This is a genomic window from Sulfitobacter sp. HGT1, assembly GCF_013282155.1.
GTDB lineage: Bacteria > Pseudomonadota > Alphaproteobacteria > Rhodobacterales > Rhodobacteraceae > Sulfitobacter.
Map to the genome: position 1 here is coordinate 306509 of NZ_BLWI01000002.1, position 23792 is coordinate 330300.

Consider the following 23792-nt stretch of genomic DNA (forward strand, 5'->3'; position numbering starts at 1 on the left):
AATATCTTTCGACGAAACGTTATGTCAAAACTGCAATTATTCCAAAGGGAGCGCAGGATGTCAGATAGATACGAGACCGGAATGAAGACCCGCCGCAAGGTGTTGGGCGACGCGCATGTCGACAGGGCCGAAGCCGCGAAGACCGGATTCGACCAACCTTTCCAAACGCTTATCACAGAAGGCGCTTGGGGTACGGTGTGGTCCAGCGACAATATCACCCATCGCGAACGGTCGATGCTGACGCTGGCCCTGCTGGCAGCAACCGGCAATTTCGAGGAAATCCCCATGCATATCCGCGCCACCGCCAACACCGGTGCCAGCAAAACCGATGTGATGGAAGCCTTTCAACATGTGGCCATCTATGCGGGGGTGCCAAAGGCAAACCATGCGCTTAAGCTGGCCAAAGAAACCTACAAGGAAATGGGAGTGGACCTATGACCGATCAGAATGGTGCGTTCTTTCACCGCGACCGCAACTGGCAGCCGCCGGCCTTTACGCCGACCTACAAGACATCCGTCGTGCGGTCGCCGCAAAAGGCGCTGATTTCGATGAACACGACGCTCAGCGAACAGACCGGGCCTGTGTTCGGTCACAATATGCTGGGCGCGTTGGATAATGACCTGATCCTGAATTACGCCGCCGAAGGCGAGATGGCGATTGGTGAGCGGATCATCGTGCATGGCCGCGTGCTGGACCAGAACGGTCGCGGCATCCCCGGTGTGTTGCTGGAATTCTGGCAGGCCAATGCAGGCGGGCGCTATCGCCACAAGAAAGAGGGCTATCTGGCCCCGCTGGACCCCAACTTTGGCGGTTGCGGGCGCACGGTGACTGATGAAAACGGCGGTTACAGTTTCCGCACGATCAAGCCCGGTGCCTATCCCTGGCCCAACCGCACGAATGACTGGCGTCCGGCGCATATCCACTTTTCCCTGTTCGGCAGCGGCTTTGCCCAACGTCTGATCACCCAGATGTATTTCGAGGGCGACCCCCTGATCTGGAAATGCCCGATCATCGAGACGATCCCGTCGCGCGAAGCAATCGAGCAGTTGATTGCGCCGCTGGATATGGAAAACACTGTTCCCATGGATGCACGGGCCTATAAATTTGATATGGTCCTGCGTGGTCGCCGGTCGACCCTGTTCGAAAACCGCAAGGAGGGCAATTGATGCAAGAGCTGAAACACCTCAAGGAAAGCCCGTCGCAAACGGCAGGTCCCTATGTGCACATCGGCTGCGTGCCGAATTTCTGCGACATCAAGGGCGTCTATCCCAATGATCTGGGCGACACGATGGTCAACGCCGATACACGTGGTGAGCGGATCACCGTCAAGGGCACCGTGTTTGACGGCACCGGTACCCCGCTCAAGGATGCATTGGTCGAGATCTGGCAGGCCGATGCGGACGGCATTTACCCCAACAACGACCCCCGCGGGCCGGCTGACCCGAACTTTACCGGCTGGGGCCGCAAGGCGGGCGATTACGACACCGGCGAATGGGCCTTCGACACGATCCGCCCCGGTGCGGCACCGTTTCCGGACGGGCGCATGATGGCCCCGCATATCACCTTCTGGATCGTGGCACGTGGCATCAATATTGGCCTGCAAACCCGCATGTATTTCCCCGATGCCGACAACAGCGCCGACCCGCTGCTGTTGCGCATCGAACATCAAAACCGCGTCCCGACCCTGATCGCGGAGAAAGAGGCCAATGGCGTCTATCGGTTTGATATCCATCTTCAGGGCGAGAAAGAAACGGTGTTCCTAGATGTCTGATCCTTGTATCCTTTGCGTTGCCATCACCGGCAGCGTTCCCACCAAAGCCGCCAACCCGAACGTGCCGATTTCGATCGCTGAACAGGTCGAAAGCACCCACGAGGCGTTCGAGGCCGGGGCCAGCATTTGCCATGCCCATGTGCGCAACGATGATGAAACGCCCTCGTCGGACCCTGAAAAATTTGCCCGCCTCAAGGAAGGTCTGGAAAAGCATTGCCCCGGCATGATCATCCAGTTCTCGACCGGTGGCCGTTCCGGTGCGGGCAAGACCCGTGGCGGTATGCTGTCGCTGCGCCCTGATATGGCGTCGCTGTCGGTGGGGTCGAACAACTTTCCGACCCGCGTCTACGAGAACCCGCCGGATCTGGTTGACTGGCTTGCCTCCGAAATGCGCACCTACGAAGTCGTGCCCGAAGTCGAAGCCTTTGACCTCAGCCACATCCTGCAAGCCATCCAGCTTCACAAAGCCGGCAAGCTTTACGGGCGGCTTTATGTGCAATTCGTCATGGGCGTAAAAAACGCGATGCCAGCCGACAAGGTCGTGTTCGATTTCTATGTTGAACAGCTCAAGGCGCGTGCGCCTGATGCGGCATGGTGTGCGGCAGGGATCGGCCCCAACCAGATCGTTGTGAACGAATGGGCGATTGCGGCGGGCGGCCATACCCGCGCAGGGTTGGAAGATAACGTGCGCCTTGACCGCGACACCTTGGCCCCGTCGAATGCCGCTCTGATCAAACGTGCCGCCGACCTGTGCGAGAAATACGAACGCCCCGTCGCCACATGGCAACAGGCCCGCGAAATCTTGGGCCTGCGCAGCGTCACCGTCTAATAAACCGGCCTGCCCGCTGCGTCAGTTCAGACGCACGGGCAGGTTCAACGGCCCCCGAAAGCCGAAACCGGACCAGACCACGCTTGCCGGGTCCACCAGTTCCATATTCGGGAAACGTTCAAACAGCATTGGCAGCAGCACCTTGCCCACCGTGTGCCGCGAGATGTGTATGCCCATGCAGTGATGCGGCCCGTTGCCAAAGGACTGATGCGCCGATGCATTCCTGAACGCGTTATACAGGTGCCCGTCCTCGAAGACCTCTTCGTCGTGGTTGGCCGAGGCCTGCGATGTCATCACCACATCACCTTTGGGAATGGTGAAACCCCTGATTTCCGTATCTTCAAGTGCGACCCGAGAGCTGACCTGAATGGGGGCCACCCAGCGAACACCCTCTTCGAATGCATCGCTCCAAAGCTCTTTGGCTTTCACCTCTTCCAACTGGTCGGGGTTGGTCAGCAACCCGTAAAGGATAGTGAGCAGCGCATCGCGGGGCTCGTTGATCCCGCCGCCGATCGCGATTTTGATGTTCGATATGATCTGGCTCATCTCGATGGGATCGTCTGCATTCACCATCACCGACAGCGCCGATTGGTCAGGGTCGGCCCTGAGGCGATCCACCATGCGCGCGATTTCGGCGTTCATCTCGATATTGGCGGCGGCGACCCGTTCAAACGGCTCGTCCGCCCAGCCAAAGTTGCCCGCCCCGTCAATCAACGCCTGCGACCAATGCTGCATGTCTGCGTCGGATGCGTCGGGCATCCCCAGAATTTCGGCCAGAATACGGGCGGCCAAGGGGCCGGCCAGCATCGGGAACAGATCAATCACCTCGTCGCGCGGCAGACGGTCCAGATAATCGCTGGCGTGGCGTTCGTACGAAGGCACCCAGATCGACTTGATGTTGCGGGCCGAAAACGTCGGCACCATCGCCATGCGTTCACGCAAATGCGCCTCGCCATCCTTGCGCATTAAGGTATGCGCCTCGAACGCCTTTTCCATCGGGGTGTTGGGATCATTGGTGCTGAACAGCGCGGGGTTGCCTTTGACAGCGCGGGTATCTGCGGCCTTGGTCAGCAACGTCCGCCCCAAGGATTTCACCCGCAAAACAGGGCTTTGCGACCGCAAGCGCGCATATATCGGATACGGGTCACGTGTCAGCTCGGCAATCGTGATTGCCTCGTCCAGCGGTGCTAATGGCATTTGTCCCCCTCCCAAGGTCATGAACAGATAAGTGTTCTATACCCGAACAATAAGAGGCAGAAAAATTTAAAGCAACGCAGTTTCCTACAGAAAAATCTCGTCGAATTCCATTTCGAAATCCGTCTCGAGCGCCTGCACCGCCGCGTCCACTTCGGCGGCTGTGGGGTTCACCCAATCCGCTTTTGAAATCAGGCCCCCGTCTTTCAACGCCTGTGCCGTTTTCTCAAAGTCGATCAGGGAATAGACTTCGTTATACTGGATCTTCTCGTTTTTGCGGAACCAAAAGCGGGTGCATGCATCCACCACATCAGGGGTCACGCCAGCGAACCATTTCAGCTGAAGCTGGAAGTCTTCAAAGATCGTGCCGGGGCGGCGCAACAGAATGCCGATCTTGCAGGTCGGCCCCACAACAAAAGCCGCCAGATGCAGCGCCGAATTATCGGTGGAAACGATCATCGACGCGCCTTTGTAATAGGACAGTTGGGTTGCCAGATCATGCTGCTGGGGGTGAAAGATCGTATAGCCCTCGGCCTCCATCTTGGCCTCGATATAGTCCTCAAACAGGAACCGCCCGCGTTTGCGAAACAGTTCGCTGCGCGAGATATAGATTTTATCCGGTCCCGCCGGTTTGATCCTTTGGCGCAAGCGGCGGTCGGTAAAGGCGCGAAATTCTGGGCTGCCCGACATCAGATCATTCACGCCAAACGCCTGCGGTGCGATGACCAGACGCTCAACGCGGGTGGGTTTGTTGAAGGCGGTCAGGCGGGGCATGTCGCCCAACTGATCGCTGATCAACTGGACCATGCCAAGGCTGCGTTCGGGCCATGTGATCGCATTCTTGGGGATGAATGCCACCGCATCGATGGGGTCTTTGAATTCATCCACCGCCCAGAGCCGCGCCAGAGATTCACACAAGGCGTGGCCAAAATGGCCGTAAGACAGCCCCGCATAAAGCATGGTGCCCGCCACCTCGCGGTCGACCTCGGTCTCGGGTGGCAAATCGGGTTCTACGGTCGTGGGTCTGCGGCTTGACCGCCAGGTCATTGCATCGACACAAAACTTTCCATCCGCGTCGAAGACCCCGGCAGGGCGGGCCATCTTGCGGCGCTTGCCCTCGCCCCACGGTACGATCAGCGCATTCTCGACCACTCGGATTTCGCCCGCCAAGGGGGTCTCTGGGTCGAACTTAAGCGCCATGTCTGTCTCCAACTGGGTCGTGGGGGCCTGTTCAGCCTTGGCTGATCTGGGATTTCAGTTTCTTGACGGACACCGGCCCGTCAATGCGGATAAAGGACACACCGAGCCGGATATCAGCGCGGTCGTTGCCCGTGACCGTTACCTCCGGCTCTGATGGCCAGGCGGAGAGGTCCAGTTTGTAGTCGTCGTTCCAGCCGCTGATCATGGTCACGCCGCCATAGGCCACATGAAAGACCGCAGCGCCTTCGCCCGGTTCAATCGTGTTCTGACCGCTGCCGACATAGATGTGATCATCGCCCCCCGCCGAACGCACGATATTGCGCCCCGGTCCGGTGTGGATTTCCGACCCGCCAATCCCGTCGCTGATGTCGTCATTGCCCGGACCGCCGTAAATCTTGCTGCTCCCCTCGCCGCCGCGAATGACATCGTCGCCCGCGCCGCCGTCGAGGATATCGCGACCGTTGCCGCCATAGAGCGTGTCATTGCCAGCCCCACCATAAAAGATATGCACGTCCTTGCCGCGCCCCGATTTGGCGATCAGCATGTCGTTGCCCGCGCCGCCGTAAAACGTGGCCCCTGCGTATTTCGCGCCGATCATCACATCGGCCCCGCGGCTGCCCTGCACGTTGACGGCAACCCGTTCCGAGGTCTCGAAATTCATCGGCGTGTCGGGGTGGGCCACAATGGCGATTTCCTTGCCTTCGCTGGCGTTTTGCTCCTTGCGGGATACGACCGTGGCGATGCGGATATTCTCGATATAGGCGGGCATGTGCAGCACGTAATCATCCGGCCCCGCCATGTACCACAGCGTGTCATTGCCGCCGTCTTCGTCTTCGGTGATTTTTTCGGCATTGGCCCCGTAGGCCCAGTAATCATTATCGGCATTGCCGCCTGCCAGCACCACGGACCCGTCCAGCGCCATCATCGCATTGACCCCGCGCTGAGGGTTTTCAAACCCGCGCAGGTCAAGCCCCAGTTCCAGCGCATTGTCCACCATCGTGACGCGCAATTCATCCAAGGGTGCCTCGGCCACGATATTCGTCGTCTCGCCGGGATCGGCGATCAGGTCATAGATATGTTCTTCGCCATTAGGGTAGCGGAAATAGCGGTAGCGGCTAAGCTCGGGTTCGGAAGACCGGACCGACAATGTGCCAAAAACCGATGTGACAGGCGATTTGCCGGCGTTGTACTGGCCAAAGCTGTCATCGACCAGGGGCAGCAGGCTTTGCCCCGAGGTCCAGTTGGGCCGATAGGGCAACCCCGCCAGATCCATGATCGTTTTGGGCACGTTGTGCAACGACACGGGCAGGTCGACCACGCGCCCCTGTTCCATCCGCGCGTTCCAGATGCCAAGCGGGACGTGGGCCGCACTGTCCCACTGGCTCATCTTGTGGAAACTGTCATGGGTGCCAAGGTTGAAACCATTGTCCGACAGCAAAACCACAGTGGTGTTCTGGCCCAGTTCGGACGCGCGCAATGCCTCCATGAACCGGCCGATTTCGGCATCCACATGGCTGATCGCCGCGAAATAGGCGCGGACCACCTGACGCCACGCCTGATCGCCCGCCTTTTCCGGCGTCCAAGGACCGTTGGCGATATAGGCGGCCTCGTAGACGGCCATGCCCTCTTGGGGGCCGAAATAATCCTCGGGCGCGGCGGTGGTGGGCCAGCTGATCTTATCGACGTCATATTGCTGATAAAAACGGTCGGGGCATTGCAGGTTGTAATGCGGATGTTTGAAGCCAAGCTGGATCAGGTGACGCCGCTTGGGGTCGGCGCGGCCCAGATAGTCGATGGCATTTTGCGCGACCATATTGTCATAGAACTTGCCGTCCTGACTGCCGTCGTCGTTGGGGTGGTTGATCCCCGCGATCCCCGGCCCCTTATCAAGGTATTTTTTGACGTTGCTGCGCTTGCCAGCGTCCTTTGCCTCGGGCTGTTCATGAAACAGGATGCGGGCGTATTCCTCGGGCATGGGTTTGTAGTTGCTGTCGACCTTGCCGGTCGTGAAGGTGCGAAACCCTGCGCGGCGCAGATCGAATTGCCAGCCCGTCGTGGGCGGCAGGATATCGCGCCAGAACCGGTTGAGATCGACCAGACCGGTGCGGAATGGCGACAGGCCGGTGGCCAGTTCGGCACGGCACGGCGCACAAAGCGGCACGGTGGCATAGGCATTGGCAAAGCGCGTGCCCTCGGCCATGAAACGGTCGATATTGGGGGTGCTGATCGTCAGCCCAAACGCGTTGCGCCATGTGAAAATGTCGATCATGTCATCGATCCAGATGACGCAGATGTTGTCGCCCCCGGCAGTCTGTTTGGTAAAGCTCATGACGCGTCCCCTTGGGCTTCGGCAAAGCGGCAGGCTTGGGTGATCTTATCCAGCGCATCGGGCGTGGTGCCAGCCGTATCAAGCCAGAACAGCACGTCATGGATCACCGAACTGCCGAGCGTTTTCAAGATGCCCTTGCGGTGCGATCTGCACCCGATGAACAGATCACTGGGGCCCGCAAGCGCAGTGGCAAGGACCGCGCTGGCATCGGGGCTGGACTGCGGCGCAGGAAATTTCGTGCCGGTTTTCGCCGCCGTCAAACTCAGCTTGCCGTGATCATAGCCCGCCAGAACCCATATATCAGGTCCGGGCGCGGGCATTGTCACCTCGACCGATCCGGCATCATCGCGCCATTCCAGCATCCCGTCTTTTTCCGACAGGAACAGGTAATTGCCACCGCCCGACGGGTTCAGCGTAATGATCGTGCGGGCCTGACCTTCGGGGGATTTCAGGCGGATGGCGCAGCAGAACTGCTCCGCCTCGACCAAGGCCGCATCCACCACAAAGCCGCCATTCACCTCGCGGATATAGGCGACACCACCGGACGGGGCCAGACGGGCGTGGCCGTCATTCGGTTCGGCCGTGCGCGCGGCAATGCCAAGGCCGTTTTCAGGGGCCCAATGCGCAATTGCGCCACCGGAACCCAAGGTCATGGCGCTGGCATGGCCGCGATACCAGATCGCGTCGGCGTCATTGGGGTGCAGCATCGCGGCGGCTTTTGGCACATCGGGCGCGGGGGCGTCGCACAAGATCACCGCATCGGGCAGATCGATATCCACGAACAGGGGGGCAAATTTATCCATCAATGCACCGGCAAGGCTGCGGGCAACGCCCAACGATACAGGGTCTGGCCGGTCGCACTTTGCAGTTTGAAACTGTCGCGCAAGGCCCCGCGATTGGCAGGCATACCATCATCAGAGGCCGGATGCCCCAACGCATAGCACAGGGTCAGATCCTTGCCCTTTGGCGGTCTGTCGCAGGTGATCAGCAGGTCGTTTCGGTCTTTTGGGTCTACGCGCACATCCACGATCCTGGCCCCTTTTTCATCCCCCTCAAAGCGGAACCCGCAAGCATCACCTGCGTTCAGCGGATCGTCTTTATCAAGGATAAACGGGCCGTCCGCCTCGCCCCGGCAACGGATCACCTTGTTGTCGTTTTCGCGTTCCGCCAGCAGCAGCACCGGACAGGCCCAAGGCGCATCGCTGTTGCGGGCCTCGATGGCGCAGCTTTCCATCTCGGCCATCTGAACGCGGGCGTCGGGCGTTGCGCGGCCAAAGGGATCGAGGGCAAACATATAGCCGGGGGCGGCAAAGACATGGTCGTGATCGCCCTTGTTCCACGCCAGATCCCATTGCGCGCGCAAGACGGGGCTGTCTGACATATCCGCCGTACCCGCATCAAAGATCGCGGTGAACAGGGGTTTGCGCAGGCCGTGATCTGCAAACAGATCGGTGATCTGGTGCATGATCGCATGCATGCCGCGCGTCCAGTCCGGCCCGCTGCTCAGCACGTCTTCGAGGGTGTAATCAAGCCCGACCGACAGAACCTTGGCGGGTTTGCCCAGTGACAGCGCCGCCGCACACAGGTTCTGCACCGTCTGGCGCAAGTTGTTGAACGCCGCGCCCTGCGACAAGGCGGCGATGCTGGCAGAGCTGTCGGTTTCCGAGCGCGCATAGATCAACGGCAAGGCGCGGTGACCGGCTTGACGCCGACGCAGGATCTCGTCGGCGATCAAGGTGTCGCGTGTCTGTTCGGTCAGCTTTTGGATGACATCCGTGGCGTCGTTTTCCTGGGTGCCAGATGCCCCCGCCGGCCCCAGATCATCACCCGTGGTGACCACATGATAGGGAAAAGACAGCGGCGCGTTCGCGGTGACCGCCCGCCGCGTGCCGCCAAAGGACAGCAGCCCGTAAACCGCCCCTGCCGTGTCCGCGATGATATCCGGCGCGCTGGCATCGTCAGACACCTGAACACGGCGGCGGAACTGGCGCGGGCCTTGGGCACCGGGCAAATTGGCGCTGAAGATATACCAGCCGCCGCGCTGGCGCAGGTTCCACGCATCGACATCCCCCAGAACCGCGGGGTCAACTGCGGCCTCGGCCCCGCCTGCGGGCAGTCGTTTCGCGATATCCCGGATCACGCTATCGGACAGGTTCATGCGCAGGCCGGTTTCGTCAAAGCCGATGACATCGCCGTTTTTCGCCTTCAAAAGGACGCCGCGTTTCTTGGCCCCGTGGTCTTGCATCTCGTTTACGTTCCTCGACGGATCATCATTGGTTTCAGGTATGGCATGAACCCTTGGCGTTCTAAAGTGTTGATGCGCTATTCATACAGCGGGTCCCATTTCTTGAGCAGGCGGTGAAAGCCTTTCTCGCGGGCGATGTCATAAAACATACGCGCTGCAGGGCGCTTTTTGTCATGCAACGCAACGCCCATCTTGCGGATATATCTGAACCCGTCACGGCGACCGGCGCGGTAGGCGTTGCGCATATCGCGGGGGGTACTGTCGCCGCGCAGGAAATTGAACAGGGCCGCCGACTGGCCCATCCCGACGATAGACTGAATGCCCGCATGCCCAGCGCCATGCAGCAACACGCGGGAATATTGCGCCGGTTTCGGCAACCGCCCTTCGTGTTTTTTGTCTTGCCCGTGCATCGGGTCGACCATCACGGTATAGGCCCGCTTGTCATCCATATGCGCAGCCAGATCATGCCGCCAGCCGTCCATCTTGGCCCATTGTTCACCATAGCGCCGCTCGAACCTGACCACATCGGGATCGATCGAGCTTTGCGGGGAGACGGCGATAGCGCGGCTTGCATTCAGGGCCTGCGCCCCCAGCAATGCGCCATATCCCCCCATGCTGAAGCCGTAGGCGGTCAGCTGTGGCGTCGCACCGAAATAGGCCCGACATGCCCGCATAGCGTCAAAGAATTCGTCGTGCTGGTGCCAGTCTTCGTCGCGGTGAAAGACACAGACATGGGCCATGCCGCGTTTGGTAAAGGACTTGGTGCCCCAGCCCCCTTCGCCGGAGAGGAACGGATAATCAAAGGGCGGAAAGGCGACCAATATGCGCGCAGGATCGGCAGGGCCGGTATATTCCAACCGCAAACGCGCACCGTCATAGATGACCACGCGGCTGTTCCAACCGTCCGGCACTGCCGGTGCTTGTGCCCCGGTCTCAGTCATCCGCCAAAAGCTTCTCCGGATCGATCTTGTCGAAGCGACGTTCGCCGACATGTTGTTCCAGCATGTTTTTGGCTTTGCGCAGCATGTCGACTTCCTTGAGCACCTTCATATTGCGGTAGTGGATCATCTTGATGTCCATATCCTCGGGCAAGGGTTTGCCGCGCAACTGGCCGCCCAGAATGTAATGTTGTTCTTCGGGCAGGATGTTCCAATCCAGACCGGCCGCACGGATCGCCAAGGGCAGGCTCATCTGATCCAGATAGGGGCGTTTCTTGATCAGATCGACCTGATCAATGATCTGCGCCAGCCGCATCCAGACATCTACGAACGTTTCGCCCTTGTCCGTCACCGGACCTTCGGGGAAAACGATCAGACCCGCGTTGAAATAGGGCATCAGCTTTTTACGGCGCTGGCGTGACAGCCAGATGCGTTCTTCGGGCAGTGGCATGTCGCAGGCGTCATAGATCTGCTGCCAGATGTCCTGACCGGACCACATCATCGACGTCGCAGGGGCCACCGACACATGGCCCTGTTTGATCATCTTGTCGGATGTGTTGGGCGCGATGAACAGCATGTCGCTGTCCATGAAGGCCGAATAAGGCGTGCGGCGCGGCTGCATCGCGGCGACCATTTTATTGCCATGCGGATAAGGCGGGTCAAACACCCCCGCGGTTTCAATAGGGCGCACATCCACGTTCAGCTTTTTGTAGATCGCCAAAGCGTAAGGGTCCATGTCACCGATGGTTTCGGCGGGGCAATAGCCGATCAGGTCAACATCTTCTTCGAAATGGGTCCGGATGGAGGCCGCCAGATAGCAGCCCATATCCTGATATTTCGGCGGATCAACGACAAAGAAGATCGAAAGGTTCGGGGTGCTCATTCTGGGTGCCTTTTCGGGGATGGGTTTGGCATCACTGTACATGGGTGCGCGGCACGGGCAGCAGATCGGCCCCGTAGATCAGCCATGCGCGATCTTGGATTTTGCGGATGTCTTGCGCGGTTTCGACGCGGTTTTGGAAGGGGCTGCTTTGCGCGCAGGGCGCTTGGCCTTTGCGCCGCTGGCCGTCTTGGAGGATTTCGGCTTGGCGGTCTTTTTTGCTGGATTTTCAAGGCCCAAGCGGCTGCGCATCCCGTCGATGACGCCGACCGCAATTTTCTGGCGCAACTCGGAGTCCGCCAGAAACTTGCAAACGTCGGCGGCGCGCCGGGTCATGTCCTGACAGTCGTCTTGATGTGCATCACACCATGCCAGACGTTTTTCGACATCGCCGTGGTTTTTGCGAATGGGAATGTAATGTTCCCAAGGCTTGAAATGATGGGTCGCAAAGGTTTCGAACGGGCAATCGACGACCAAGGCGACGCTGCCGGAATTCAGCGACCAATACAGGCTTGAGCCCACATCATTGCCCGGCAACACGGCGATATATTTATAGGTCTGGAAATCCTCGCGCGGGATGCGGGGGCGCTCGAAATCGGCCAGAAACGGTTCTTGCTCAAGCACGAACCCGTCAGAGTTTGTGTACCCCAGATCAAAGCGCGGATTGTCGATATAGCGGTGCAGAAAATTGAACCGCTGCATGGATTTCAGCACATGGAGCGTTTCCTCGCGGCTGAATTCACCGCTTTTGTATTTGCGCAAAAGCGGGTGCATGCGGATCATTTCACCGCGGTTTCTTTCCCCCAAGCGGCCCCGGTTTCCCGGCCCGCCGCGCCAGACAACGCGGTCGAATTTATCGGCCCAATCCACGCGGGCGGGGTCAAGATTGCCCAGAAATTCAGGGCTGTCGATGTCATGATAATCGGGCAACGGCCACAACACATGCCCCTCGGGGCGGTCGCGCAAACGGTTGAAATTGATCAAAGCGGCGGCGCGGCCCTGATCGTCAACCACGGTGCGGTTGCGATGGTCCTGCATATCCAGCAGGAAATCAAAGTCAGCGCCCGCGTTCAGCACGCTTTGCAAGGCACCTGTGGTCTTGTTGGTGTTGGAATGGCGTTTGTGATCAACGTGCCAGGGGCGATCCGCATCCGTGGACGGCTTCCAATCGTTCAGGTCCTTTGGGGCTTGATTGCCATGATCCCACGACAAGGTCATCCCGCTGGAGGCCCGCGCGACGAATGCGACCACGTCCGGATCTGATGACAGGTCAAAATCTGAATGCGCGCCCAATTGATGCGCGATTGATCTTTCGACAAAATCTTTTGACGTAATCATAAGGTCGCTCAATGCTCAGGAAGACAGGCGATTATATGTTTTGTTGCTTGTCTATTATTGATCAAACTATACCCTGCGTCAGGCGATTGAGGCAACCCTTATGACGGGGCGGCCATCCCCCTGCGCGCAACAGCAACGATCAAGCGAGATTTCCATGGCCATCGGCAACGAAAAAACATTGATGCTGACGGTGATGCGCAACGAGGGGCCGTATATCCTGGAGTGGATCGCCCATCACTTTGCGCTTGGCATTGATGACCTGCTGATTTTCACCAATTTTTGCACGGATAACACCGACAAGATTTTGGACCGGATCGAGGTGCTTTGGCCGCACCGGGTCAAGCACCAGCCGAACCCCAAGGTGATGTTCCCAAAGCAAGGCATGTGGCACATTATGGCGCTGCGCTATGCGGGGCATTTCGGGCGGTATCAGGCGGCGGACTGGCTTTATGTCACTGATGCCGACGAATTTTTGAACCTGCGCAATGACGCCGGAACGCTGGACGGATTTTTCGAGGATGCAGGGCCTGCCGATGCGGTGTCCTTCACCTCGGTTGCCTTTAACAGCAATGGCCACAAACACGAGACCGACGATCTGGTCACCACCCGCTATACCCAAACCACTGCCGATCTGGACGGCGCGGATCAAAGCGGCGACGAAATCATCACGGCCGTCAAAACCCTGTACCGCAACGCAATCAAGGGGCCGCGCCGGCCCCACCGCCCCGTAACCAAGACATTTTCGACCACAGGTTTCAAGTGGATCGACGGATCAGGCGCGCAAATGCCCGCGTCGTTTACGGATAGCGATTACAAGGGCATCAATGCGGTCCCAACCCGCGCCTTCGGTCAGGTGAACCATTATTCCATCAAATCGGCGGCTGAATTCCTGCTCAAGGTCGATCGTGGTGATGCGGTGCAGGCCGACCGTCTTGGCGCGTCCGAACACTATTGGAACCACGCCAACCGCACCGGGGGCACGGACACCAGCAATGTCGGATTGTCGCCAGCAGCACAGGAAATCTATGATTTTCTGCGGGCTGATCCGGTTCTTGCCGATTTGCATGCGCAATCTCTTGAACTGCGCCAAAACCGCCTGACCGAGATTTTGAAAACCGAAGGCGGGCAGGATCTGGCGCGGCGCATCGGCTATTACGACTGATCCGATACGTTCGGGGTAATGATCACGAACTCCGGCACGCTCAGGTCTTCTGACGGGGCCAAGGCGGGATCATCCACCTTTTTCTGTTCTTTCATAAAGCTCGCAATCGCGGGGCCGATCAGAACGATCCGTTTGACGCTGCCCAGATTGATCCGGTTCAGCATTTTCGCCCCGATCTGTTCATAGCTGGCGCGCAGCACATCGGGCTTTTCATCCGCGATCATCCGGTTGATCCGCGCTGCCGTCTTGGCGTCATCATCGGGGAAGACGACCTGCTCCGTCGTCATTTGCAACTGATCCCCAAAGGACAGTTCATTATGCGCCAGAATGTTGCGCATGATCTGCATCCGGGATGCGTTGTCTTCCTGCGCGATCACTGTGGCTTGCGGTACTTCCTTGGCGGTGAAAATCGACAGGAAACCAACCCCTGCCCCCAAATCCAGCACCTTTTGGCCATCCTCGACCATGCGGCCGATCTTGCGGGCCATGCGACGCTGGTATTTGCCGCGCATCACGAAATCGAGGGTATTTTGCGCGAAAATGCGCACGTCAGCGGGCAAGGCAATGTCGTGGTTGGGCACCCATTCAACGGCCGTCTCGGCGGTCACGTCAATCTCGCCGGGCACGAAACCATCCCCGCCCTCGCCCACATCGGCAAAGTCGGGTTCCGGTTTCTTGCGGCGTTCCTCGGCGGGGCGGTCGGCGTTGTTCTTCTCGACCTGCGACATCAGCGCGGCGATTTCAGCCGGATCGCGGGCCTTGGGCGGCTTGGCGACGATCTGGGTGATCGGCACTTTGGAGGCCTCGATCAGCGACTCCTTCAGTTCTTCATAAGCCTCGGTCTGGCGGTATTCGTCCAGCCGCGCCTCCACCCGGTCAATGGCGGCCCAATGCAGGCGGGACAACACCGGATCGGTCAGCAATTCGTCCATGATCGCGCGGCGCCGTTCGGTATAGCGCAAAATCTTGTCGTCATAGACTTCGTTACGGTCCTGAAGCGACCAGTAATCGGCGTTATATTTGTCTTTTTTGTTGTTCACGTTGCCGCGGAATTTGCGGATCGCGTAGCTGTCGATGGATTTCACCGCATAGTGGTTCATCTGCGCCCATTGATAGCCCACCGTGCGCCGGATCGACCGCCAGCCGCGAAACTTGAAATAATCCTCCATCGGGAGACCGGAGCCGTTCAGCCATTTGACCGTGTCGGGAAAGCCGGTTTCCAGATGCTTGTTCTTGATCGACGGACGGTGGATGCCGATCTTCCATTTGTCGGGGTCGAACTTGAACAGCGTCTTGACGCCCCAGCCCTTGTTCCATGTCGGCGGTGCGGCATAGAGGTATTGTTCGGACACCGGATCGCGCGACCAGTCGACCACATTGCCCGACCCGAAAATCCGCCAGGTGATGATAATCCCGTTCGCGTCCCCCGCCGCATCAAGCATCGGATCAAGCGTGCCATCGCCATAATTGATGCACAGAAATTCATCCGCATCGAACATCAATATCCAATCGGCCTCGGCCACCTTGGGTTCGGATTGCGCATATTTCATCGCCGATGGCTGCGGTTTGACGCCTTCGGGAATGTCGTTGCGGCGGTGATAGCCCAGGCCCAATTCTTCGAGGCGGATCAGCATGTCGTCGGTGCCGTCGCTGCAATCGTTGGTATAGACAAGGATCTTGGTGAACCCCACGGCCAGATGATGGGCGTACCATTCCAGCAGGAATGGTGCCTCATCCTTCATCATCGAGATGGCCAGAAGCTTGCCGTGGGGGCTTATATGCGGTTTCAGATTGATGGCTTCGGCCCCTTGTCAGGTCGCTTAGCGCAGCGCCTTGGACGGGTCGATGCCGATCTTTTCGCACATCCGCGCGGCGTATGATCCGGGCAGCGGTTCGTTCTTTTCCCACCATGGCTTTGTGCCGTTTGTGTACAGATGCACCGACAGGGTCTTGTCGGTGAAATGCCCTTCGACGCGGCCATAGGGGTCATAAAAAATGTCGTTCAGCTGGAACGGCACGGGGTACAGAACCTCGCGTTCGCTGGCTTTGTCATACTGTCCGGTCTGCTTGGCAAAATAGGTGAAGGCCTGCGGACCGAACGCCGTGCGCTCTGCGTTATAGATGCGGTGCGCGTGGGTCAGTTTCGGGTCCTGGCGGTCGTATTTCTTGCGCTGGTTCTTGTTCCACCATGCGGGATAATCCGGCAGGTTGTCATAGTAATCCAGCAGCTGGTCCATCAGCTCGCATTCTTGCGGCAGGCCCACAACGCCACAGTTCAACGCGCCCGACATGCCGTGGCGGCCAAAGATATATTCTTCGTCCTCGGGGAAGGGCTGGTGGCAAAAGGCATCGCAATCAATCCAGATCGCGCCGGTTTTCTGGATCATCTTGTAGCGGAACACATTCGACAGAAACGACGCGCTGGTGGCTTCGACCAGGGCGCGGTCGATTTCCATGATCTCTGAGGCCGGACGCACTTCGACGCCTTCGGGGGCGTTATCAACCTTGTCGGCGCAATACAGGATCGTCTTGTGACCCGCGACAACATGGGATTTCAGGCAAAGCTGGTTCAGATAGTGAAGTTTTTCACCGATCCAAAGCGACGCGACGGGGCGACGGGTATTCATAATTCAGGCCTCTCTGATGACACGGTTTTTTGCTGTGTCGGATGTATCTGCTCAGGGTCCAGATTAGCTTAGTGCCGCTATACTTGTAAAGAATCCTTGGGGTTTCGCCCGAATATCCGCCCAAGATTGACTTGAGGCGGCACCCGTGAGAGTCATTTGAGCAACGCAATTGACCCAATCCAAGGCGACGCCCCCCGTGACACGCATTCTTGCCGTAACCTGTATGCGAAACGAAGGGCCCTATTGCCTTGAATGGATCGCCCACCACCGCGCGGCGGGCGTGACCGATTTTCTGATTTTCACCCATGATTGCGACGATGGCACCCCTGCCCTGCTGGACCTGTTGCCCGGTGTTACCCATGTGCCGTTCCAGCCTGACGCCGAAAAATCGGTGCAATGGCAGGCCATGCGGTTGGCCGATGCGCATCCGCTGATGAAATCCGCCGATTGGGTGATCTTTTTCGATTGCGATGAATTCCTGTGCCTTGAGGCACCGATGGAGACCTTCGGTGATCTGATTGCATCCCTGCCCGATGATACTGATGCCATCGCCCTGCCCTGGCGGTTGTTTGGTGCCGCGGGTCAGGAAGATTTCACCGATCACCTGACGCCGGCGCGTTTTACCAAGTGCGCGCCCGATCCGTTTTTCCTGCCGGCGGGCAGCTTTTTCAAAACCCTGTTGCGGCCAAAGAAATTCCAGAAACTTGGCGTGCACCGCCCCAAGAACAAGGGCAAGGTGCCGGGGGTCTGGTCGCTTGGCGGCGGGCAAACCGCCACGGCCGACTTTGCCGGAAATGACAGCCGGATCAATCTGTTCGGTCTGATGCAAGCCCCGGCGCGGGCGCGGCTGAACCATTACTCCTTGCGATCTGCCGCTGAATTTATGGTAAAACGCGGGCGCGGCCTGCCCAATAGGGCGACCAAAACCCTTGATCTGCATTATTGGGCAGAACGGAATTTCAACACCGTCGAGGACCACCGGATCGACCCGATGCTGGCCGCCACGCAGGCGCAGATGGCAACGCTGCTTGGCACTCCCGAAATCCGGGCCGTGCATCAGGGGGCTGTTCAATGGCACCGCGATGCTTTTGCCGCGCTGATGAAAGACCCCGCCGAAGTCCAGTTTTACTGGCATCTGATCCTTTTGGGCGGCAGCACACCCCCCAAGCCTGAGCAAACGCAGGCGCATTTACGCCGGCATAGCCAGACGTAGAGAACGGCCAAAGCGCCGCGAATAGAGTTGATTGCCCGCCATTTCGGATGCACCGTCAGGTAACCCTGTCTTTGCCAAAGAGGTGCGCCATGTCTGCCGATCCGCTGTTGCAACCCTTCCAGCTCAAGCATCTGACCTTGCGAAACCGGATCATGACCACCAGTCATGAACCCGCCTATCCCGAAGACGGCATGCCCAAAACCCGCTACCGGGCCTATCACGCCGAACGCGCAAAGGCCGGTGTGGCATTGGCGATGACAGCCGGATCGGCGGCCGTATCCAAGGACAGCCCGCCGGTGTTCAACAACGTGCTGGCTTATAAGGACGAGGTCGTGCCGTGGATCACCAACCTGACCGACGCCTGCCACGAACATGGCTGCGCGGTGATGATCCAGCTGACCCATCTGGGCCGGCGCACGACATGGAACAAGGGCGACTGGCTGCCGTCGGTGTCATCGTCGAAACACCGCGAACCCGCGCACCGCGCCTTTCCCAAACTGATCGAGGATTGGGACATCGACCGGATCATCAGCGATTTCGCCGATGCCGCCGAACGCATGAAAGACGGCGGCATGGACGGGATCGAATTGCAGGTTTACGGCCACCTGCTGGATCAATTCTGGTCGCCCCTGACCAATGATCTGGTGGGCCCCTACGGTGCCGATACCTTGGAAAACCGGATGCGGTTTCCGATGGATGTGCTGGCCGCCGTACGCAAACGGGTCGGCGACGAATTCATCGTCGGCTTCAGATACACCGCCGACGAGGCGCAAAAGGGCGGCATCACCCCCGAGGAAGGGCTTGAGATATCCAAGAAACTGGCCGCATCAGGCCAGCTGGATTTTCTGAACGTGATCAAGGGGCGCATCCATACCGACCCGGCCATGACCGACGTGATCCCCGTGCAAGGCATGCAAAGCGCGCCGCATCTGGATTTCGCGGGCTCTGTCAAAAAGGCGACGGGGATGCCCACATTCCACGCGGCCCGCATTCAGGATGTGGCAACCGCCCGCCACGCCGTGGCAGCGGGGCTGTTGGATATGGTGGGCATGACCCGCGCCCATATGGCCGACCCGCATATCGTGCAGAAAATCATCGAGGGCCGGGAGGACGACATCCGCCCTTGTGTGGGTGCCACCTATTGTCTCGACCGCATCTATCAGGGCGGCGAGGCGTTGTGTATCCACAACCCCGCCACCGGGCGCGAACTGACCATGCCGCACAGCATTGAACCGGCTGTCGTCAAACGCAAGATTGTCATTGTCGGCGCAGGTCCGGCGGGGCTGGAAGCCGCGCGCGTTGCCGCCGAACGCGGTCACCACGTCACGGTGTTCGAGGCCCAGCCCGATCCGGGAGGGCAGATCAGGCTGACCGCACAAAGCGCGCGCCGCCGCGAGATGATGTCGATCATCGACTGGCGCATGGCCCAATGTGCCGCCCGCGATGTGGTGTTTCATTTCAACACTTGGGCAGATCAGGACACCGTTTTACAGCTGGACCCCGATGTGGTGATCATCGCCACGGGCGGGCTGCCCAATACCGAATTGTTCGAAACCGGTATCGAGGCTGACAATGTGGTGACCTCGTGGGATATCATCTCGGGCGATGTGAAACCTGCCGAGAATGTGTTGATCTATGACGAAAGCGGTGACCATCCGGGGCTGCAAGCCGCCGAGGTCGCGGCAAATGCGGGGGCCAAAGTCGAGGTGATGACCCCCGACCGCAGCTTTGCCCCCGAGATCATGGCGATGAACCTTGTGCCCTATATGCGGTCTTTGCAGGATAAGGATGTGACCTTTACCGTGACGCGTCGCTTGCTGGGCGTCGCACGGGCGGGCAACAAACTGATCGCAACGATCGGCACCGATTACAGTGATTTCACCAAGCAGCAGGAATATGATCAGGTCGTTGTGAACTATGGCACCTTGCCGCTGGATGATCTTTATTTCGCGCTCAAACCGCTTAGCAAGAACGAAGGCGCGGTTGATTACGACGCCCTGATTATGGGTGAAAAGCAAACCCTGGATTGGAATAACGACGCGCCATTCTGGCTGTACCGGATTGGCGATGCCGTGTCTTCCCGCAACACCCATGCGGCGATTTACGATGCCTTGCGCTTGGTCAAAGACCTGTAGCCTGGCCCGCCGCCGCCCTGCCGCCCCGCCTTGCGGATTGCTGACACCTTGCAGTTGATGTTAGATCGCGTCAGCCGGGGGAAATATATGCGATTGTTGGTCGTCGAAGATGAAGCCGATTTGGCACAAGCCGTCTGCGACCATCTGCGCGCGGCAGGCCATGCCGTGGACCTTGCCACGGGTGTGGACCACGCGCTGGCCGCAATCGCCACGACGGAATATGATCTGGTTCTTCTGGATCTTGGCCTGCCCGATGGCGACGGTCTGGATGTTCTTCGATGGCTGCGCGGAAACCACAAGAACGTTCCGGTTCTGATCGTCACAGCCCGTGACAGGATCACCGAACGGATTGCCGGACTGGATGCGGGTGCCGATGACTATCTGGTGAAACCCTATGATCTGGATGAAATGCTGGCGCGTATTCAGGCGATCTTGCGGCGCGCGGACCAAGACCGTGATCCTGAACGCAAATTCGGCCCCTTGCTGATCCTTCCCGCCAGCCAGACCGTTTTGCGCGATGGCACCGCCGTGCCGCTGACCCGCAAGCAATGGGCCATCCTCGAAAGGCTAAGCCGCAGACCGGATATCATCGTTGCCAAAGCCGATCTTGAAGACGCCATCTACAGCTTTGGCGAAGAGGTCGAGAGCAACACAATCGAAGCGCATATCAGCAGATTGCGCAGCAAGCTGGGCCGCGATGCAATCGAAACCCTGCGCGGGTTTGGCTACCGGATGCGCCGACCATGACCCCGATGAGCTTGTCACGCCGTCTGGCGCTGCTGATCAGTCTGGGCTTTGCCATGATCTGGGGCTTGTCGATGGCGGTGACGGGCTTTGCGCTGCGCGGCGAACAAGCAGAACTGTTCGACAATGAGCTGGTCGAGATTGCGGGGCTGTTTCGCCCTATCGTGACCCAGGCCTTGACCAATGGCGTGCTGGATATTGACGCGCTTGATGCGGCCCTAAAGGCGCGCGGTCCGGGCGATACGGACGAGGTGCTGATTTACCAAGTGCTCAAGAGCGATGGCACGGTGTTGATCAACTCGCGCGATTTTGGCCAAGCCGAACCGCCAAGCGGTGCGATCATTTCCGGATTCAACCGGACTGCGACCCATATGTTTTACACGTCGGAATTCAACGCAAGCGGGCTGGCCGTGCGGGTCGGTGACCCGTTAATCGAACGCCGCGAAGCGTTCCTTGACAGCTTTGTCGCCTTCCTTATCCCGATGTTTGCCTTGCTGCCGCTCGCCTATTTCCTTGTCAGATGGGTCGCCCGCACCGCCCTGAAACCGCTGGATCAATTGCGCGATGACATCAGCGCGCGCGGGGATGGCCAGCTTGCCCCGATTGATGCCGCAGGCCAGCCCACAGAACTGGCCGCGATCACGGCGTCTTTGAACGGGTTAATGACGCGCTTGTCCCAATCCTTGGAAGGTGAACGCGCCTTTGCCAGTTCTGCCGCCCATGAATTGCGCACCCCTTTGGCGGTGGCATTGGCACAGGTCCAGCGCCTGCGGGCCGACACCCCGGATCCGGCAGGCCGGGTGGCGATTGTCAAAGTCGAGGATGCTTTGAAACGGATGGTCCGGCTGGTTGCCCGTCTGCTGCAAATGGCGCGGGCAGAGGCCGGGATCGGCGTGTCGGGTGCGCGGGTTGACGTTGCAAAGCTTCTGCAATTTTCGGTCGATGAAGTGAAGAGAGACCCTGCCAGAAAAGACTGCCTGAAGATTGCTATGCCCGATCAGCCGGTATTTTCGGTGATGGATGCCGATGCCTTTGCAATCGTGGTCGGCAATCTGGTGGACAACGCCTTTCAACACGGCACCCCGAACGGTGAGGTACATGTGCGCCTGTCGCAGGACGGTTACCTGTCTGTCAGCAATGACAGCGCCGTCATTTCCCCCGAAAATCTAGACAGATTGATCGAACGCCTGCACCAGGGCAGCGCGGCGCAGGGCGGGTTCGGGCTGGGCCTGTATATCGCGGACCGCATTGTCCGGCAGGCAGGCAGCGCGCTCGAGCTACGCTCCCCCGCCGATGGGCAGGCGGGCGGTTTTATGGCGGGCTTTGCCGTGCCGCCCGCCAATCGCTCATAGACGGTTCAGCAGATCAAGGGACGGATCCCCCGTCGCTGGCAAGCCCACACTTTGCTGATAGGCCGCGATGGCTTTGCGGCTGTTCGGCCCGATCACACCATCCGTGCCGTCGGTATCAAACCCTCTGGCGGTCAGCCTGGTTTGCAGCGCCTTACGGTCGTCGATGGTCATCCCGTATTTATCGGGGCCAAAGCTGGCGATGATCGGCCCACCACCGGCAATCCGATCTGACAGATGGCCAACCCCGATCGCATAATTGTCAGAGTTGTTATAGCGCTTGATCGCACGGAAGTTCCTGAACACCGCAAAGCGGGGCCCGCCCGCATCGGGCTGGAGGATAGAGACCGGCGTGGCCGAGCCAGCCGCAGCTGTGCCCATTTCAGCGCCCCACTTCTCGCCGGATTTCCAACCGGATTTCGCAAGATATGCCGCCGTGGACGCCAGTGAATCAGTCGGGTCATCAGACCAGATGTCACGGCGGCCATCCCCGTTGAAATCGACGGCAAAGGCTTGATAGGACGTTGGGATAAACTGTGTGTGCCCCATGGCACCCGCCCAGCTTCCGGTCAGCCCGCGCGCGCCGACATCCCCGCGTTCAAGGATCTTGAGCGCGGCAATCAACTGCTTTTCAAAAAACGCGCCGCGGCGGCCATCATAGGCCAGTGTCGATGTGGCCGATACGACAGGAACATTGCCGCGACGTTCACCATAAAAGCTTTCAAGCCCCCAAACAGCGGTCACAACCTCGGCTGGCACGCCGTATCTGGCCTCGATCTGTTGCAAGACATTGCGGTGACGGGCAAAGGCCGCGCGCCCCTTGGTCACACGCTCGTCAGAGACAGCAATCGCAAGGTAATCCTCAAGCGAGCGGCTGAATTCTGTTTGGTTCCGGTCCCGCCTGACGACACCGGGCAGATAGCCGGCACCGGAGAACCCACTGCGCAATGTCGCCGGCGAAATGCCCTGCCCCGCCGCGCGCAGTTTGAACCCCGCGACCCATGCATCATAGCCGGCATTGGCTTGCGGCATCAGATCATCGGGCAACGCCCCGTCTGAACGCGGCACAAAGGAAGCGGCATTTCCGCTTCTCTCACATGCGGCGAGCGACAAGGCCGCCAGCCCGATTGTAAATTTCCTACGTGAAATACTCATACTGCCCGCGCCCTATTTTGTTGTGGCTTTGCGCACAGGTTAACCCAAGGCGGGATAGCCGCAAAGGGGCAGTTATGTTTTGGCAATCCTTTGCCTAGTCACCAGGGACACCCTAGTTGCCGGGGATATAGAGCGGCACAGTCGACATCGACATCTTTGCCGACCCGTTTTGCACATCCCGCGCGTGGCTGATGTAAATCAGGGTATTGTTTGCATCGTCATAGATACGTTTCACTTTCAACGTCTTAAAGATCACTGAACGGCGCTCGGAAAAAACCGTCTCGCCTTCGTCCCCCCGATCGATGTCGCCGATCTCGATAGGGCCGGTCTGGCGACAGGAAATTGCCGAATTGGACGGGTCTTCGAACCAGTTTCCCTTTTGCAAACGGTCGATGATCCCGCGTTCGAAATAGGCAAGATGGCAGGTGACACCCTTCACCTTTGGGTCTGACACCGCCTCGATCACGATATCATTTCCAAGCCAGTCCACATCGACATTGCCGACGGTTTCAGCACTGGCCGAAAGCGGAAATAATGCGAATGCAAGCGATGCGCAGACCAAGCGGGAGGGGGATTTATATGTGTTCATGTTGATATACGCGCAGATCCGCAGAAGGTTCCCAAGAAAAATCTTCCACCAATGCTCAATGATCATTTTCATGCTTCCAACGCAAAACGCCCGT

Annotated in this window: 21 protein-coding genes; 9 read left to right on the forward strand and 12 right to left on the reverse strand. The window is 59.0% G+C overall.

Annotation, left to right across the window (positions count from 1 at the left end; translation table 11 throughout):
* Positions 1-57 precede the first annotated feature (57 nt).
* From pcaC to HGT1_RS03605, 4 genes are read left to right on the forward strand one after another with little or no spacing between them, the layout of a single operon-like run.
* Positions 58-438, forward strand: coding sequence for a 4-carboxymuconolactone decarboxylase (gene pcaC, locus HGT1_RS03590; protein ID WP_176248602.1), 381 nt, complete (start codon positions 58-60; stop codon positions 436-438).
* Positions 435-1166, forward strand: coding sequence for a protocatechuate 3,4-dioxygenase subunit beta (gene pcaH, locus HGT1_RS03595; protein ID WP_176248603.1), 732 nt, complete (start codon positions 435-437; stop codon positions 1164-1166). Before pcaC ends, pcaH begins: the two co-directional genes overlap by 4 nt.
* Complete coding sequence (gene pcaG / locus HGT1_RS03600) at positions 1166-1771, forward strand: protocatechuate 3,4-dioxygenase subunit alpha (RefSeq protein WP_176248604.1); 606 nt, start codon at positions 1166-1168, stop codon at positions 1769-1771. The genes pcaH and pcaG overlap by 1 nt, the downstream gene beginning before the upstream one ends.
* The gene (locus HGT1_RS03605; RefSeq protein ID WP_176248605.1) at positions 1764-2600 is read left to right on the forward strand and encodes a 3-keto-5-aminohexanoate cleavage protein; all 837 of its coding nucleotides are present in this window, start codon (positions 1764-1766) and stop codon (positions 2598-2600) included. Before pcaG ends, HGT1_RS03605 begins: the two co-directional genes overlap by 8 nt.
* Before the next feature lie 21 nt (positions 2601-2621).
* Here the strand turns inward: HGT1_RS03605 and HGT1_RS03610 are convergent, their stop codons facing one another.
* From HGT1_RS03610 to HGT1_RS03645, 8 genes are all read right to left on the reverse strand, one after another.
* Complete coding sequence (locus HGT1_RS03610) at positions 2622-3797, reverse strand: cytochrome P450 (protein WP_176248606.1); 1176 nt, start codon at positions 3795-3797, stop codon at positions 2622-2624.
* A gap of 84 nt (positions 3798-3881) precedes the next feature.
* Complete coding sequence (locus tag HGT1_RS03615; RefSeq protein WP_176248607.1) at positions 3882-4994, reverse strand: DUF563 domain-containing protein; 1113 nt, start codon at positions 4992-4994, stop codon at positions 3882-3884.
* A 31-nt stretch (positions 4995-5025) separates the two neighbouring features.
* Complete coding sequence (locus HGT1_RS03620) at positions 5026-7323, reverse strand: sulfatase-like hydrolase/transferase (RefSeq protein ID WP_176248608.1); 2298 nt, start codon at positions 7321-7323, stop codon at positions 5026-5028.
* Entirely contained in the window at positions 7320-8126 is an 807-nt protein-coding gene (locus HGT1_RS03625; protein WP_176248609.1) for a hypothetical protein, read from the reverse strand. The genes HGT1_RS03620 and HGT1_RS03625 overlap by 4 nt, the downstream gene beginning before the upstream one ends.
* Positions 8126-9568 (reverse strand): hypothetical protein, encoded by a 1443-nt coding sequence (locus HGT1_RS03630; protein ID WP_176248610.1) that lies wholly within the window; start codon positions 9566-9568, stop codon positions 8126-8128. Before HGT1_RS03630 ends, HGT1_RS03625 begins: the two co-directional genes overlap by 1 nt.
* 77 nt (positions 9569-9645) lie before the next feature.
* Positions 9646-10509, reverse strand: coding sequence for a hypothetical protein (locus HGT1_RS03635; RefSeq protein ID WP_176248611.1), 864 nt, complete (start codon positions 10507-10509; stop codon positions 9646-9648).
* A complete protein-coding gene (locus HGT1_RS03640) occupies positions 10502-11389 on the reverse strand; it encodes a hypothetical protein (protein ID WP_176248612.1) in 888 nt (295 codons plus the stop codon). The genes HGT1_RS03635 and HGT1_RS03640 overlap by 8 nt, the downstream gene beginning before the upstream one ends.
* Before the next feature lie 78 nt (positions 11390-11467).
* Complete coding sequence (locus tag HGT1_RS03645; protein ID WP_176248613.1) at positions 11468-12724, reverse strand: glycosyl transferase family 90; 1257 nt, start codon at positions 12722-12724, stop codon at positions 11468-11470.
* A 154-nt stretch (positions 12725-12878) separates the two neighbouring features.
* Here HGT1_RS03645 and HGT1_RS03650 point away from each other — a divergent pair, with 154 nt between their 5' ends.
* Positions 12879-13886 carry a glycosyltransferase family 2 protein gene (locus HGT1_RS03650; protein ID WP_176248614.1) on the forward strand — a complete coding sequence of 336 codons (1008 nt, stop codon included), beginning with the start codon at positions 12879-12881 and terminating at the stop codon, positions 13884-13886.
* On the opposite strand, the gene HGT1_RS03655 is transcribed toward HGT1_RS03650, so the two are convergent.
* Positions 13877-15631, reverse strand: a complete 1755-nt coding sequence (locus tag HGT1_RS03655) for a glycosyltransferase family 2 protein (protein WP_176248615.1) — start codon at positions 15629-15631, stop codon at positions 13877-13879. The genes HGT1_RS03650 and HGT1_RS03655 overlap by 10 nt on opposite strands.
* A gap of 75 nt (positions 15632-15706) precedes the next feature.
* Entirely contained in the window at positions 15707-16513 is an 807-nt protein-coding gene (locus HGT1_RS03660; RefSeq protein WP_176248616.1) for a hypothetical protein, read from the reverse strand.
* Positions 16514-16709: 196 nt separating this feature from the next.
* Between HGT1_RS03660 and HGT1_RS03665 the strand changes: the two genes are divergently transcribed.
* The 4 genes from HGT1_RS03665 to HGT1_RS03680 all read left to right on the forward strand — a co-directional run bounded on the left by HGT1_RS03665 (position 16710) and on the right by HGT1_RS03680 (position 21957).
* Positions 16710-17726, forward strand: a complete 1017-nt coding sequence (locus tag HGT1_RS03665) for a glycosyltransferase family 2 protein (RefSeq protein WP_176248617.1) — start codon at positions 16710-16712, stop codon at positions 17724-17726.
* An 89-nt stretch (positions 17727-17815) separates the two neighbouring features.
* The gene (locus HGT1_RS03670; protein ID WP_176248618.1) at positions 17816-19861 is read left to right on the forward strand and encodes an NADH:flavin oxidoreductase; all 2046 of its coding nucleotides are present in this window, start codon (positions 17816-17818) and stop codon (positions 19859-19861) included.
* A gap of 87 nt (positions 19862-19948) precedes the next feature.
* Positions 19949-20608 (forward strand): response regulator transcription factor, encoded by a 660-nt coding sequence (locus HGT1_RS03675; RefSeq protein WP_176248619.1) that lies wholly within the window; start codon positions 19949-19951, stop codon positions 20606-20608.
* Entirely contained in the window at positions 20605-21957 is a 1353-nt protein-coding gene (locus HGT1_RS03680) for a HAMP domain-containing sensor histidine kinase (protein WP_176248620.1), read from the forward strand. Before HGT1_RS03675 ends, HGT1_RS03680 begins: the two co-directional genes overlap by 4 nt.
* On the opposite strand, the gene HGT1_RS03685 is transcribed toward HGT1_RS03680, so the two are convergent.
* Positions 21952-23109 (reverse strand): lytic murein transglycosylase, encoded by a 1158-nt coding sequence (locus HGT1_RS03685; RefSeq protein ID WP_176248621.1) that lies wholly within the window; start codon positions 23107-23109, stop codon positions 21952-21954. The genes HGT1_RS03680 and HGT1_RS03685 overlap by 6 nt on opposite strands.
* Positions 23110-23221: 112 nt before the next feature.
* Positions 23222-23698 carry a CreA family protein gene (locus HGT1_RS03690; protein WP_176248648.1) on the reverse strand — a complete coding sequence of 159 codons (477 nt, stop codon included), beginning with the start codon at positions 23696-23698 and terminating at the stop codon, positions 23222-23224.
* Between the last annotated feature and the right edge of the window lie 94 nt (positions 23699-23792).